Origin of the sequence: Caulobacter sp. DWR1-3-2b1, assembly GCF_049895765.1 — a bacterium.
Taxonomy (GTDB): domain Bacteria; phylum Pseudomonadota; class Alphaproteobacteria; order Caulobacterales; family Caulobacteraceae; genus Caulobacter.
On the sequence record NZ_JAFCSZ010000014.1, the window covers coordinates 80597 to 94318 of the forward strand.

At 62.4% G+C, this 13722-nt stretch carries 11 protein-coding genes, 1 tRNA gene and 3 pseudogenes; 9 read left to right on the forward strand and 6 right to left on the reverse strand.

The annotated features are described in order from the left end of the window. Positions 1-7 precede the first annotated feature (7 nt). From rfbC to ACP69S_RS13785, 5 genes are all read right to left on the reverse strand, one after another. On the reverse strand, positions 8-604 hold the full coding sequence (gene rfbC, locus ACP69S_RS13765; protein WP_425998104.1) for a dTDP-4-dehydrorhamnose 3,5-epimerase: 597 nt from the start codon (positions 602-604) through the stop codon (positions 8-10). Then, positions 601-1932 carry a UDP-glucose dehydrogenase family protein gene (locus ACP69S_RS13770; protein ID WP_425998105.1) on the reverse strand — a complete coding sequence of 444 codons (1332 nt, stop codon included), beginning with the start codon at positions 1930-1932 and terminating at the stop codon, positions 601-603. Before ACP69S_RS13770 ends, rfbC begins: the two co-directional genes overlap by 4 nt. A gap of 173 nt (positions 1933-2105) precedes the next feature. Next, positions 2106-2759 carry a sugar transferase gene (locus ACP69S_RS13775; protein WP_425998107.1) on the reverse strand — a complete coding sequence of 218 codons (654 nt, stop codon included), beginning with the start codon at positions 2757-2759 and terminating at the stop codon, positions 2106-2108. Between the two features lie 399 nt (positions 2760-3158). Continuing rightward, positions 3159-3518, reverse strand: coding sequence for a hypothetical protein (locus ACP69S_RS13780; protein WP_425998108.1), 360 nt, complete (start codon positions 3516-3518; stop codon positions 3159-3161). Further along, positions 3508-4494: a helix-turn-helix domain-containing protein gene (locus ACP69S_RS13785; protein WP_425998109.1), complete on the reverse strand. Its 987-nt coding sequence runs from the start codon at positions 4492-4494 to the stop codon at positions 3508-3510. Before ACP69S_RS13785 ends, ACP69S_RS13780 begins: the two co-directional genes overlap by 11 nt. Before the next feature lie 306 nt (positions 4495-4800). Here ACP69S_RS13785 and traA point away from each other — a divergent pair, with 306 nt between their 5' ends. From traA to ACP69S_RS13830, 9 genes and pseudogenes are all read left to right on the forward strand, one after another. After that, complete coding sequence (gene traA / locus ACP69S_RS13790) at positions 4801-7503, forward strand: Ti-type conjugative transfer relaxase TraA (RefSeq protein ID WP_425998111.1); 2703 nt, start codon at positions 4801-4803, stop codon at positions 7501-7503. A gap of 6 nt (positions 7504-7509) precedes the next feature. Next, positions 7510-7770: a hypothetical protein gene (locus ACP69S_RS13795; protein ID WP_425998113.1), complete on the forward strand. Its 261-nt coding sequence runs from the start codon at positions 7510-7512 to the stop codon at positions 7768-7770. Positions 7771-7812: 42 nt separating this feature from the next. Further along, a pseudogene (locus ACP69S_RS13800) lies at positions 7813-8214 on the forward strand (DUF6118 family protein); the annotation flags it as partial. A 644-nt stretch (positions 8215-8858) separates the two neighbouring features. After that, positions 8859-10037: a hypothetical protein gene (locus ACP69S_RS13805; RefSeq protein ID WP_425998115.1), complete on the forward strand. Its 1179-nt coding sequence runs from the start codon at positions 8859-8861 to the stop codon at positions 10035-10037. Positions 10038-10078: 41 nt separating this feature from the next. Continuing rightward, the gene (locus ACP69S_RS13810) at positions 10079-10645 is read left to right on the forward strand and encodes a hypothetical protein (protein WP_425998116.1); all 567 of its coding nucleotides are present in this window, start codon (positions 10079-10081) and stop codon (positions 10643-10645) included. A gap of 84 nt (positions 10646-10729) precedes the next feature. Beyond that, a tRNA-Cys gene (locus ACP69S_RS13815) sits at positions 10730-10803 on the forward strand. Between the two features lie 743 nt (positions 10804-11546). Beyond that, positions 11547-12566, forward strand: a complete 1020-nt coding sequence (locus ACP69S_RS13820; protein ID WP_425998118.1) for a type IV toxin-antitoxin system AbiEi family antitoxin — start codon at positions 11547-11549, stop codon at positions 12564-12566. Further along, positions 12551-13417, forward strand: a complete 867-nt coding sequence (locus ACP69S_RS13825) for a nucleotidyl transferase AbiEii/AbiGii toxin family protein (protein WP_425998120.1) — start codon at positions 12551-12553, stop codon at positions 13415-13417. The genes ACP69S_RS13820 and ACP69S_RS13825 overlap by 16 nt, the downstream gene beginning before the upstream one ends. Before the next feature lie 60 nt (positions 13418-13477). Beyond that, positions 13478-13555: pseudogene (locus tag ACP69S_RS13830) on the forward strand (hypothetical protein); the annotation flags it as partial. Here ACP69S_RS13830 and ACP69S_RS13835 read toward each other — a convergent pair. Next, positions 13552-13722, reverse strand: a pseudogene (locus ACP69S_RS13835) (IS481 family transposase); the annotation flags it as partial. The pseudogenes ACP69S_RS13830 and ACP69S_RS13835 overlap by 4 nt on opposite strands.

Genomic DNA, 13722 nt, shown 5'->3' on the forward strand with positions numbered 1-13722 from the left:
GTCTCCTTTAGATGCCGGTAAGCGGTTGAAGCGGAACGCCGTTGTATTCGAAGTCGCTTTCAAACTGGGCCAGTGTCGGAAGGATGTTGTCCTTGTCCGAGAGCACGGCACCGCCTTCCGGCAGCGGCCAGTCGATTCCAATGGTGGGATCGTTCCAGATGATCCCACCGTCACAATCCGGCTCGTAAAAGTCAGAGACTTTGTAGGCGACCTCGACATCGGCTTCGAGCGTCACAAAGCCATGGGCGAAGCCCACGGGAACATAGAGCTGCTCGCAGCCCTCGGCGGTCAGCTTGGCGCCTACCCACTTGCCATAGGTCGGCGAGCCAAGCCGTATATCGACCGCATAGTCCATGATCGAACCGCGCACACAGCGCACCAGCTTGGCCTGAGCGTGTGGCGAACGCTGGAAGTGAAGGCCACGCACGGTTCCCGTTGCGGCAGAGAACGATTGGTTGTCCTGCACGAAACGAACGTCGATGCCTGCGCTTTCCGCGCGACGTTCAGAATAGGTTTCAGTAAACCACCCCCTCGCGTCACCAAAATGCGGTGCCTTGAGGAGCGTCACAGCGCTGGTGACACGAGAAATAACCGCGTCCGTCATGCGATCTCTCCCTTTTGGGCCGACGACCGCCCGATCGAGGCATAAATGAAGCCGTGGCGGACCATCTCGCTGGGCTTGTAGACATTGCGCAGGTCGACCACGACCGGGGCGGCCATGGTCGCCTTCAGGCGGTCTAGATCCAGGGCCCGGAACTGGTCCCACTCGGTCAGGATCACCAGGGCGTCGGCACCTTCAGCGGCTTCATAGGCGCCGGCCTTGAAGTCCACGCCCGGCAGCATGTGGGCCGCTTCCTTGGCGCCTTCCGGGTCATAGGCCTGAACCGTGGCGCCCATGGCCTGCAGGGCCGGCAGGATGTCGAGGCTCGGCGCGTCGCGCATGTCGTCGGTGTTGGGCTTGAAGGTCACGCCCAGCACGCCGATCGTCTTGCCGGTCAAATCAGACAGGCCGATGGCGTCGGCCACCTTGGTGGCCATGGCCTTCTTGCGGGCGTCGTTGACCGCCACCGTGGCCTCGATCAGCTTGACCGGCGCGCCGTACTGCTGGGCCGTGCGGACAAGGGCGATGGTGTCTTTCGGGAAGCAGCTGCCGCCATAGCCGGGTCCGGCGTTCAGGAACTTGCCGCCGATGCGTTTGTCCAAGCCGATACCCTTGGCCACCTGCTGGACGTCGGCCCCGACTTTTTCGCAGAGGTCGGCCATCTCGTTGATGAAGGTGATCTTCATCGCGAGGAACGCGTTGGCCGCGTACTTGATCAGTTCGCTGGTGCGACGGCCGGTGAAGACGATCGGCGTCTCGTTCAGGCTCAGCGGCCGATAGAGCTCGCGCATCACCGCCTGGGCGCGCTCGTCCTCGGTGCCGACCACGACGCGGTCGGGACGCTTGAAGTCCTCGATGGCCGCCCCTTCGCGCAGGAACTCGGGGTTGGAGACCACCGCGAACTGGGCGTCAGGCCGCACGCGCTTTATGATTGCCTCGACTTCGTCGCCGGTGCCGACCGGCACGGTCGACTTGGTGACGATCACCGTGAAGCCGTCGATCAGGCCGGCGATCTCTTCGGCGGCGGCGTAGACGTAGGACAGGTCCGCATGGCCGTCGCCGCGACGGGTGGGCGTTCCCACGGCGATGAACACCGCGTCGGCGTTCCGGATCGCCTCGGCGCCTTCCAGCGTGAAGAACAGCCGGCCCTCGCGGACGTTGCGGGCGACAAGGTCGTCCAGACCGGGCTCGAAGATCGGGATCTCGCCCTTTTCAAGCCGCTCGATCTTGCTGGGATCCTTGTCGATGCACGTCACTACGTGACCGAAGTCGGCGAAACACGCCCCAGACACCAGGCCCACATAACCCGTGCCAATCATCGCTACGCGCATAAATCCCCCACAGAATTCTCGCCCAACAGGTGCAAGACAAAAAAATTTTAAGCCGACTAGCGGCCGCGCCAAGCTGTGCAGGCGGAACTTAATAACCACTGAGCCCTAACGAGGTGTCTCTACGCGCTCTTCGGCCGCTCGACAGCTTACATCACTAGCCCGATTGGTCGGGGTTAGTAAGCATTCTCCGCAAGCAAGAGATGCGGAAGCGTCAGCAACAGAATCCTGACGTCTGAGCGGAAGGTCCAGCCATCGATATACTCGACGTCAGCCTCGACCCGCGCGGCCATCGCCTGGACGTCGTCGGTTCCCCCGCGCAATCCCTTGATTTGAGCAAGCCCAGTGAGACCCGGCTTGGCGCGGAAACGCAGGCTATACTGCGGAATGACAGCGCCATACTCGACATCGTGAGCCAGAGCATGAGGCCGTGGCCCCACGATGGACATGTCGCCCATCAGCACGTTGAGCAGTTGGGGAATTTCATCAATGCTGGTCTTGCGAATGAAACGGCCGATCTTCGTGACGCGGTCATCATCCCGCGCCGCTTGCACGACGCGGTCGCCATTCTCCTCGCACCGCATGGACCGGAACTTGAAGATCGTGAATGCCTCTCCGTTCAGGCCGCCCCGCGCCTGACGGAAGAGCATCGGGCCGCGAGATTCCAGCCTTATGAGAACGCCAACGAGCACCAGCACCGGCGCGAAAAACAACAACGCTGCGCCGGCGATAAGAATGTCGAGCGCGCGCTTGTACGGATCGATCATGACGCGTGACAGCTCAGCGCCCACGCTAGGCGTCTCGGAAGGCAGGCCAGTTGCTACGAGCATCGATCCCCACCAAGCGCTCACGCCGGGCCGCAGCCCCAGTTAAGGAATCTTTTACTAAGTCGAATTGAGAGACACAACCGTTGAGCGTGCCGTTAACCAATGTTTCTTGGGGGTGACTTCGTTCCGAGACATCTTCGCCATTACGTCGCACAATCACTGAGCAGGCCGAGAAAGTACGCGCACGGAATGAGTTCACCGTTTGCTGCTCAAAGATTTGCGTTACAGCGACAACTGATTGTCTGGCATTGAGCTTGACTGTCTGCGCGAAGCCATTGGCTTACTGCCTTGTTATATCACCACTTCAGGCTGGCTCGTTCGTGAGCGGTTCTCTGATACGTCCAACGCGTCCGATCCACGGCGAATTGCGCCGGTCTGTATCGAACACCCGCTAGGCCGATTTCAGGCCTCGGCGTCATGCGCGCTGTCGCCGCCATGCGTTGCGCAAAGTCCTCCGTGGCGTTCCCGCCATTGTTGCGAGGATAGCTGAATCGGCCCGCTGACTGGGTTGCGGCACCGGGTGCCCGTCTTCGTGGTTGCTCCGCATATGGCTTGGCCATCCAAGGCCACCCATGTTTCGTAGTCCTCTAGGCTCAGGCCGAAATAGTCCGCCGAGAACGCCTCGGGCCGGGCTATGTAGGCGAGCGCTGCATCGGCGTTGAGCAACACGGTCTGCCCGCCGCCGGGAACATCCAGCGTGGCGCTTAGGGTGATGCCGGCGAGGGTCAGCCTTTCGACGACCGCGCGATCTTCAATGCACATGGGCAGCTCCGCTGGTAAGGCTTGGTTCAACAATGGCGATCGAGAGTTCGCGCAGGAGAGTGCCAAGCTCGTCGCGGAGCTTTCGGGCGGCGAAGACTGTTCGGGGCTGAAGGGCGCGGGGCGAGGCGATCCAGCTGCAGGGCGCGAGATAGCTCCTGGCCCAATCCGGTCCCTTGGCGCCCGCCACGGTCGTCCACACATCAGCCGGCCCCTCAAAAGCCGCAACTGAGCGCTCGGGCGTCGTGGTTGATGACGACGTTGCGCCATCGGTCCAACAGCCCTTCTCAAGCCAACTGGTGGGAGATTTGATGTACTGCGGCGCCCCGCCTCGGACGAGCTGCGCATACCGTCTCGCGCCGCCAACCAGCGCCTCCGGCGTGGCGTCATCGCGACGGACGAGGCGCATGAAAACCGCTCTGGCACCACGTTCCTCGACCTTGTTCGGGTAGGCCGACCAGAACGCGGCGAAGCTAACCTCAATGTCCAACGGCTCTGGCGCGTCTGGTTCATTTACAGGTTCTATTACAGGTTCATCCATATATGCGGGTGCCAATTTGGCGGGTATTGGCGTCGAAATCGGCGGGTATTCAGCGCCAACTTGGCGGTCGGAAGCGGAACCATCAGCCGTCATTCTGGAGGCCTTACGGCCGCCCCGTCGCTCCCCGTCAAAGGCGTCCCTGACGGCAAGTGGCACCTTCTCCTCATGCAGGGTGTAGAAGTAGGCGCTGTCGTCTTGACGCCGGCGTCGTTTGGCTTGCCGGCTGATCCAGCCCTCGGCGACGAGCCAGGCCAAATGGCGCTCCACGGTGCGCTCGGCCTGCGCTGTCCATTTGCAGAGGCGCTTGATCGAGGGAAAGCAGGTCATGGCTTCCTCCCCCTCGTCGCGCGCATGTTCGGCCAGGGCTACCAGAATGAACTTGGCGCCGGGGCTGTCGATCGGCGCGTGGAAGGCCCATCGGACCGCGTAAATGCCCATTTACGCCTCCCGAACAGGCTGGAAGCGGTTAGACAGCGCGCCAAATTCGCCAATGAAATCAAGACCCCCTTGGGCAGGGGTAAGACGACCTAATCCGTTGTATTCGTTAGGTTGCTGAACAACCTTCCGGCTTCAAACCTGCGACAATCCGAGGCTGCATCATTCTTCCAAAAATGAAGCCCGCCCAGCAAGATCACATCTTAGGTTGCAGGCTCAACGCAAGATTGTAATGTTGCTAGGGGCTTATACGTCGTTCCGACGTGCCCGAAGATGTTGCTATTAGGATGAAGCTGAAGGAACGCCTCGATGGCAATCTATCACTTCTCAGCCAAGGTCATCAGCCGCGCCAACGGCTCCAGCGCTGTGGCTGCCGCTTCGTACCGCTCTGCCTCGCGGTTGCATGACGAGTATCTGGACCGGGCGCACGACTTCACTAACAAGGCCGGCGTCGTTCATTCGGAGATCCTCGCGCCCAACGAGGCGAGCCGCGCGGCTTGGCCCGATCAGGCGACTTTGTGGAACGCGGTCGAGGCCGGCGAAAAGCGCAAAGACGCTCAGCTGGCCCGCGAGATCGAGTTCGCGATCCCCCGCGAGATGGATCAGCAACAAGGGATCGCCCTGGCCCGCGACTTCGTGCAGCGCGAGTTCGTGACACGCGGCATGGTCGTCGATCTCAATGTGCATTGGGACATCGCCGAGGACGGCCAGCCCAAGCCGCACGCCCACGTCATGCTGACCATGCGCGGCGTCGCGATCGGCGAAGATGGCATTGCGCGGTTCGGTGCCAAGGTCCGCGACTGGAATAGCACTGAGTTTTTGAACGATTGGCGCGGCGCCTGGAGCGAGCACGTCAACGAGCGGCTGGCCCAGTTAGGGATCGAGGCGCGGGTCGATCATCGTTCGTTCAAGGACCAGGGCATCGACCTGGAGCCGCAGGACAAGATCGGCCCCGCCGGCGCGCGGCGCGACGATCGCGGCGAGACCGCGCAGCGCGCCCAGGACCATCGCGACCTGGCCCGGCGCAACGGCGAGCGGATCATCGCCGAACCGAAGATTGCCCTGTCGGCGATTACGCATCAGCAGGCGACGTTCACCGATCACGACCTTGCTGCATTCGCCCATCGCCATAGCGACGGCAAAGAGCAGTTCGACCAAGTGGTCAGCGCGATGAAGACCTCGCCCGAACGAGTGGCGCTCGGCCGCGACGGCCTGGGCCGCCAGCGGTTTACCAGCCGCGAGATGCTTGACGTCGAACGGCGGCTGGAGCGGTCGGCCGAAGGCATGGCCGACCGCCGCGACCATGGCGTCAGCGCCGGCCGCCAGGAGGCCGCCCTGACCAAGAGCGCTAGGGATGGCCTGACGCTGTCGGAAGAGCAGCGCGACGCCTTCTCCCACGTCACCGGGCGCGAGCGGCTGTCGCTGGTGGTCGGCTACGCCGGCAGCGGCAAGAGCGCCATGCTCGGTGTCGCCCGTGAGGCCTGGGAAGCGCAAGGCTATCGGGTTCAGGGCGCGACGCTATCAGGCATTGCGGCCGAGAACCTGGAGGGCGGATCGGCCATTGCGTCGCGGACCATCGCCAGCCTGGAATATGGCTGGGCGCGCGGTCGCGATGCGCTGTCGTCCCGCGACGTGCTGGTCATCGATGAGGCCGGTCTCGTCGGCTCGCGGCAAATGCAGCGGGTGCTGGATCACGCCGAGCAGGCAGGGGCCAAGGTGGTGATGGTCGGCGACGCCGAGCAGCTGCAGGCCATCGAGGCCGGGGCGGCCTTCCGCGCCCTGACCGAGCGACATGGCGCGGCCGAGATCAGCCAGATCCGGCGCCAGCGCGAAGACTGGCAGCGGCAGGCGACAAGGCATCTAGCGACCGGGCGCACCGATCAGGCCCTGGCTGCCTATGAGACGGCCGGCATGGTGCAGGGCCATGATAGCAAGGACGCGGCGCGCGGCGCCGTGATCGAAGGCTGGGCCCGTGAGCGCCAAGCCGATCCGCAGGCCTCGCGCATGATGCTGGCCTATACTCGCGAAGACGTCGGCGCCCTCAACGCCCTGGCCCGAGAGCGCATGAAGGCCGACGGCCAGCTTGGGCCGGATCACTCTGTGCAGACTACGCGGGGCCTGCGCGATTTTTCGGCTGATGACCGGGTGATGTTTCTGCGCAATGAGCGTTCTCTTGGGGTGAAGAACGGCACGCTTGGAACAGTGGAAGCGATCGCCCATGGCGCCATGGGCGTGCGGCTCGATGACGGACGGCGCATTCAGGTCGATCTGAAGACCTATGGAGATCTTGATCACGGCTACGCCGCCACCATCCACAAGTCGCAGGGCGTCACCATCGATCGCACTCACGTCCTGGCCAGCGGCCATATGGACCGCCACGCGGCCTATGTGGCGCTGAGCCGGCACCGCGACGCGGTGGCGCTGCATTACAGCCGCCAGGACTTCGCCGAGCGTTCTGACTTGGTACGCACCTTGGGTCGCGACCGGCCCAAGGAGATGGCGCTGGACTATCCCAAAACGTTCGCAGCGCGGCGGCAAATTGACGGGTTGCCACAGAGCGGCGGGCGCGGACGGTTCGCAGGGTTTAATCCAAAGCCGCTGCAGAGCAAGATGCCCGACATCGGTCAGGACGACCGGGCCGCCCATCGCGCTGTGCGCGGCTATGCAGCAGCGACGATGGACGTGCAGCGGATGCGGCAGGCCGGCTTGCCGATGCTGGAGCATCAAAAGCAGGGCCTGGAGCGCGGCGCTCAAGCGGTGGCGGGCCTGTGGCCCGGCGCGGCCAAGGACCTGGCCAACGCGGTCGAGAAAGATCCGGCCCTGCTGACGGCGGCTGGGAAGGGCCGAACCGGTCCAGCCTTGGCGGCGATGAAGCTTGAACGGTTGGCGCCCGACAAGGCGCGCGGCGCGCCGGCCCAGAATCTGAAGAGGGACCTGGAGCCTAATCGTGGGCGCGGTCCTGGCGACGCGCCCCTTAAGACCCGCGAGCGCTATCGTGGTTGGGAAAGGTAGAGTGGCGTGACGGACCAAGCGTATGGCGATCCGGCTGAGGAAGCCTTTGGTCAACTGCGAACCGAGGTCGCCTTGCTGCGACGGGCGGTCGAGGGCTTGGCGGCCGCCGACGAGCGCTATGAACCAGTCGATTATGGACCAACCCTGGGCAAGATGGCCGGGCAGTTGGCGGCAATGGACAAGCGGATCGAGGTCTTGGCTCTTTCGCCGTTGCTCAGTTTGCCCCCCAGCCGGGTGGCGGGGGAGATCCAGGCTGCCGCGACGTAAGCGCGACAGGAGACGCAGGCTGACTGGTCGCGGGCCCAGCGCGGATTGGACGACGCTATACGAGCGCTAGCCGAGGTCGTCCCGCGTCCGGGTGCGACGCGCGATCAACAACGGTGGGTGATCGCCGCATGCGCCAGCGGCGTGGTGGCGGGCCTCGCACTTTGGATCGGCCTCTCCGGGCCAATCGCCCGCGCCTTGCCAGATCGCTGGCAGGTGGCCGAGCGGATGGCGGCGGCCACGCTGAAGCAGGATCGTTGGACGGCGGGCGGGCAGATGATGCACGGCGTCAGTCCGCAGGATTGGGAGCGTATCGTGGAGATGTCGCAGTTAGAGCGCGGCAATCTGCAAGCGCTTGAGGCCTGCCGACAAGCGGCGGCCAAGGTCGGGAAAAGTCAAAACTGTAAGGTCACCGTTCGGCCGCGCCAGTCAGCCGCAACGCGGTGATGCGACCTACTCCTTTAGTCTCACACCTGGTCCGCCGGCCGGCGTTTCGCCCGTAGCCTGGAAGATCACGCCAGCGCCTTCCAGGGCTAGGCGCACTGCCTCGACGTTGGCTGCTGCCCGCTGACCGGGTCCTTCTGGCCCTTCCATTCGGCGAATGCTCGATAGCGAAAGCTCACAAGCCTGCGCCAAGGTTTGCTGGCTCCAATTCAACAAACCCCGTGCGGCGCGGATCTGGGCTGCTGTCACCAGCATTAATTGAACCTTTTTAATTCAGAACTGAGTGCTTTTGTCGCCTCAAACTCAGTCGCGTGATATTCAGAGCGTCATAGGCAATCATGAGGGTTGAGGCCATGGGCTCACGTCGAAAGACGGGAGGTGCGGTGGCGCGCCTGCCAGATCTGCCAAGATCCACGGGATCGGCCGGCGCTTCGGCTAGGCCGATCCTTGCCAGAGGAACGATTAGCGCCAGCCGATCATGCGGCGATGTTGACGCCGCCAGGCAACTTCGAGGCGTCAATATGCCCGCCGAGCGCTGTCAAAGCTCGCCCAACGCGCCAACTCACCCAGCGATTTTGTCCGAGGCGAGCACATTCTCGCAGGCCCTTAGCCACGCCATCCGACGATCTGGAGAGACGTGCTACGGGTTGCACAAGGCGCTGGTGGCTGGCGGTTTCGCCATTCAGTACTCAAGCCTCTATGCATGGCGCCGTGGGAGCCAAAGCCCCAGGAACGTAGAGAGCCTGCGCGCGATCAGTTTCGTCGAGCGACGGTACGGGCTAGGCGCCGGTGAACTCAAGGACAAGCTCTCGCATCGAACGCGCGCGGCCTTCGGCCACCGCGTGACCGGAGCCAGCGACAGCGAACGGAGGAGGCTGGCATGGCATTTGCCTGACGACTTCAATCAGCGCGGCCCGGAGGAACGCGCGGAAATTCTGCATTGGGTGCGCACCGTCATTCTCGCCGGCTCGACGACCTACCGGCGGTATCAAAACAAGGCCCAACAATATGCGTTTGGCGTTGGTTTCTCAGCTAGCGCATTGGACATAAAGAAACCCTACGCGCCGAATGCGGCAGAGATGGAAACTAAGCGCGCGACGGTCATCGCGGGCCTGGACCGCACGCCCGCCTGCCCTGGTCTGGATGGCGAGATGGCGGACCTCCTTCGGTTCAAGTCTGCGGATGTCACCCGCTTTGGCTTTCGGCGCGTCGGCGTGTGGGGGAATGCAACAATACGCCAAAAGGCCGATCACCTGGGATTGCTGTTTGGCGCTTTGGCCGCCAGCCCAAACGGTCCAATCAAAGGATTGGGCGTGCCGTCCAGCGATCTTAGCTTTGCGTTGCTGAGCCATCCCAAGGTGTGGAACTGGTATGTCGAATGGCGCCGGGCGCGGCGCGGCTTCCTGACCAATTGGGAGGCTGACATGCTGACGCTGGGCGCGTCGATGATGCGTCGGGAGACCGGCTGGCTGCGCCAATCGCCAGATCTGGCTGAGCGGTTACGGCCGATACAGGGTCTATTCACGATCAAGGATGTGGCCAGAGCGCAGTCTGATTGGGACGCATTTTGTGACGACGGCTACGCGAGCACCCACGCCTGGAGCAAGGAGGTCAAACGTGCGGCGCGCATCCACCGAGACCCCTTCGAGCCGATACTCCCCGCGCTCGACGCCGAAAGTCCGGTCGGTGTCTACCTCCAGATCCCGCAAGAAATCCTTCGGCAAATGCCAGATGTCCGCCGTCATCCTGTCGCGGCTGCCGAAGCGGTGCGAGCCTTCCTAATGCTCCGCTGGGGCTGCACACCGGGCTACGTCAGAAAAATCTGAGGCAATTGCGCGTCTGTCCCCGCGGCCAGATGCAGACCCCCATGCGGCAGTTAGAAATCCTGCGGTGCGGCGAACTCTATTGGGATCAGAGCCGTCTTGGCTGGACGGTTGTCATTCCGGCAGTGGCGTTCAAGAACGGAAACTCGTCCTATTTTAACGATCGACCCTACGCTTTGCGGCTGCCCGATCTGGGCTCCCTGTACGAACAGATCGAAGGCTATCTACAGCGCCATCGGGCCGCCCTCCTCGGCTTGGCGGCCGATCCTGGGACGTTCTTTGTCAAGACCGTTAAGAGCGGACGCCTCAAAGACGCGAGTTACGATCAGACAAGCTTCTATGAAGTTTGGCGCTACGCTATCCAGCGTTACGGGATCTACAATCCCTACACCGGTCGCGGCGCCATCAAGGGTCTTTTGCCCCACGGCCCGCACAATGTGCGCGATGTTCTGGCAACCCACGTCCTCAAACGGACTGGCTCATTCGAACAGGCCGGCTATGCCATCCAGGACTCGGCCGAGACGGTAGCGCGCCACTACGGGCGCTTTCTTCCTCACGACAAGGCCGCCGTCGCCGCCAGGATCCTCGACGAGGTTTGGCAAGCGTCCTGAAGCGCCAATTGTCCGTTGCGGCGCAGAGCAGGCTCCTGTATCTCACCCGCTCGTTTCGCCGACGCTCGTTGCGTTGACCCGGATGGCCCGGTGGCGGAGTGGTTACGCAGCGGATTGCAAATCCGTGCACCCCGGTTCGATTCCGGGCCGGGCCTCCACCGCTTCCTTCCGATTTGTGATCTGTCTTTTCAAGGCGATCATCGCGCGCCATCGGGGCGGCCATGGCCGATCAGGCGCCATAAGTGTACATCGGCGTCGAGGCGGGACCCCGCCCATCCCGAGCCATGGCATTGAACTAAAAGGGGACGTCAGCAGATTACGGGGGGCCGATCGGCGCCGATCGGGACTCTTATGGAGAGACAAGTTTTCCGTAAAATCAATGCGGTAAGCAATCCTGGGGCGGTACCCCGCTCCGAAACCGATGCACACACAAGCTACTCGCTTGCGGGGAGTGCAAGAACCGGCGACCTCCAGCCTGCCCGCATTGCCTCGCCAGAGGCATCGACAATCTGTCGGTCGGCATCGGGTCCCCTCGCTCGATAAAAAGAGGGTCTCCCTGGCCCGGTCAGACTGTCGGTCAAGGCTCCATCACCCCTTCAGAAGAGGCGCCCACGATCGCGTGGAATACGCACCTAAGGGGGTCTGTGGCGCTCAGCAAGCAATCTCGCCGGGTAGATTAGAGGCCGACTGAAGCAGTGTGCCGGTCAAAGCGCGTCGGGTGCGGAGCCCAAGCTTCTGCGTGGAACGGTTTTCACTATAATTGACACTTTCAACGGATATTGAAATTGGCTTTTTCAGTGAAACTCATTGACATTTTCACCAAAAACGCCATTTTCAATGCATGCTGAAAGTACGCGAAGCACTGAAATTCGAAAGGGAAGCGGTCGAGGCGCTAGAAGCCTTGCTCGAACAGATCCCGATCGTCCACCTTGAAGGCGCTCGCTTCGAACAGAACGACCCCAATGTCGGCGCCGACGCCATCCTTGATCTGATGGTCGGGGATCGTCCTTATCGCTTGGTTTGCGAGGTAAAAAGCAATGGCCATCCGCGCGCGACCCGGGATGCGATCAGCCAACTGAAACACTGGACGTTTCATGCTGGCCCCGTCGCGACGATTTTCCTGGCGCCCTACATCTCCGAACAGTCGCGAGCGCTCTGCGTCGAGGCCGGCGTCAACTATTTTGATCTCTTCGGAAACACCCGGCTCCATCTCGACAATGTGTTTTACGAGCGTTCGGTCGCCGATAAGCCCGCCAGCGAGCGACGCGATCTGAAGTCGCTCTTCAAACCCAAGTCGGCGAGGGTTCTGCGCTGGCTGTTGCGCGACCCGCTCACGCCGGTCAGGCTTCAGGAAATCGCCGACGGCGCCACCGTCAGCCTTGGTCAGGTCCATAACGTCAAGGAAGGCCTGATCGCTCGCGAGTGGGCTGAAACGACGCCTGACGGCTTGATCCTCACAGATCCTGACAGCCTGCTGGACGCTTGGCGCGAGGACTACGAAGCCCAGCACGGGCAGACGCGGCAATACTACACCATTCACCATGGCGAGGCGCTGACGGAGCGCCTGAAGCCGCTGATGGCGCGTGATCGCGGTGAGCCAGTGCTGATGCTCGGCTCGTATTCAGCGGCGAACTGGCTGGCGCCCTACGGGCGCAGCGAGACGACCTTTCTCTATGCTTGGCCGGAAATCCTGCCGGACCTGGAGGCGGTGCTGTCGCTCGAACCGGCTGCTAAGGGCGCCAATATCCTCGTCAAGGTTCTGGAGGAGGAAAGTGTAATGCTCGACGCGGTCGAGCCCGCGCCCGATCTCCTGGTCTCCTCGCCCGTCCAGACCTACCTGGACCTTTACAATGCTGGTGAGCGTGGTCGTGAAGCGGCCGAGTTCCTACGTCGAAAGGGACTCTCATGGCCAAGAGCGTGATCGAACCTCATCCGCCCGCCCATGCCTACGACGACCGCTCCATCCAGGCGGTGAAGGCCGTGCTCTTGGAGATCGGACAGATCCTGGGCAGCTACCGCAACAAGTTTGTCGTCATCGGAGGCGCGGTGCCCTGGCTATTGCTCGACAACCCGCAGATGCGCCACATCGGCTCGCTCGATGTCGATCTGAGCCTGGACCCCATCGCCCTGGGTGACGGCGAGTACGCCGGACTGATCGATGAGTTGAAGAAGCACGGCTATGCCCAGGACAACGATCTGAAGAAGTTCCAGATGGTGCGCGTCATCGACGCCACCGATGGCGGACCGCCGATCTCGATCGTCGTCGACTTCCTGATGCCGCGTGACGCGGTCATCGAGAAGAACGTCCCGCCGCTGATCGACAACTTCGCCGTCCAGAAAGCGGACGGTGCGGTCTTGGCGCTGAAGTTCAGCGAAAACTTCGTGCTGGAGGGTGTCATGCCCAAGGGCGGTAGGAACAGGATCGAGCTGAAGGTCGCCTCGATCCCGGCCTTGTTGGCGATGAAGGGCTTTGCCCTCGCCGGCCGCTCCAAGGACAAGGACGCCTACGACATCTACTACTGCGTCCGAAACTACCAGGGCGGGACCGATGCTCTGATCGCCGATTCCAAACCGTTGATGAACGACCCCGAGGCGGTGACCGCCTTCAAGATCATCGCCGAAAAGTTCGCCGATCGCGATTTTCATGGCCCCGAAACGGTTGCCCGCTTCGCCTACGAGGCCGCGATCCTTAACGAGCGCACCCGAGACCAGTGGCAAACCGACGCCTACGGGCAGGTTTCGGCCTGGCTGAAAGGACTGGGCCTCGCATAACGCGCGAACCCGGACATTTCTGAGTGGGTTAAGGCCAGCAGGTTGAAAAGGGCGATCTATTGTACGTCGTCAGAAGTTTTGGGACAGCCGGGTCGCGGATTTAGCGGAGGGTTGGCCTCATCTGGGGTTGTTATCTAGATGTTTGGTCCCGGACTTTGATGGGTTGGATCGATGTTGAATCTTTCAGGCTCTTTTGTCCAGATTTTGCAGATGTATTCGTATGGGGTCAGGCCGTTGAGGGTCTTCAGACGGCGCGCGAAATTGTAGGCGTCGATGAAGTCGCCGAGGTGGCGGCGGAGATGATC

What these genes read in the sequence shown, in the direction of transcription:
- ACP69S_RS13785 (WP_425998109.1), bottom strand. Translation starts at nt 4,494, where the DNA reads ATGGGCATTTACGCGGTCCGATGGGCCTTCCACGCGCCGATCGACAGC.
- ACP69S_RS13780 (WP_425998108.1), bottom strand. Translation starts at nt 3,518, where the DNA reads ATGTGCATTGAAGATCGCGCGGTCGTCGAAAGGCTGACCCTCGCCGGC.
- ACP69S_RS13825 (WP_425998120.1), top strand. Translation starts at nt 12,551, where the DNA reads ATGGCCAAGAGCGTGATCGAACCTCATCCGCCCGCCCATGCCTACGAC.
- ACP69S_RS13810 (WP_425998116.1), top strand. Translation starts at nt 10,079, where the DNA reads ATGCGGCAGTTAGAAATCCTGCGGTGCGGCGAACTCTATTGGGATCAG.
- rfbC (WP_425998104.1), bottom strand. Translation starts at nt 604, where the DNA reads ATGACGGACGCGGTTATTTCTCGTGTCACCAGCGCTGTGACGCTCCTC.
- ACP69S_RS13770 (WP_425998105.1), bottom strand. Translation starts at nt 1,932, where the DNA reads ATGCGCGTAGCGATGATTGGCACGGGTTATGTGGGCCTGGTGTCTGGG.
- traA (WP_425998111.1), top strand. Translation starts at nt 4,801, where the DNA reads ATGGCAATCTATCACTTCTCAGCCAAGGTCATCAGCCGCGCCAACGGC.
- ACP69S_RS13775 (WP_425998107.1), bottom strand. Translation starts at nt 2,759, where the DNA reads ATGCTCGTAGCAACTGGCCTGCCTTCCGAGACGCCTAGCGTGGGCGCT.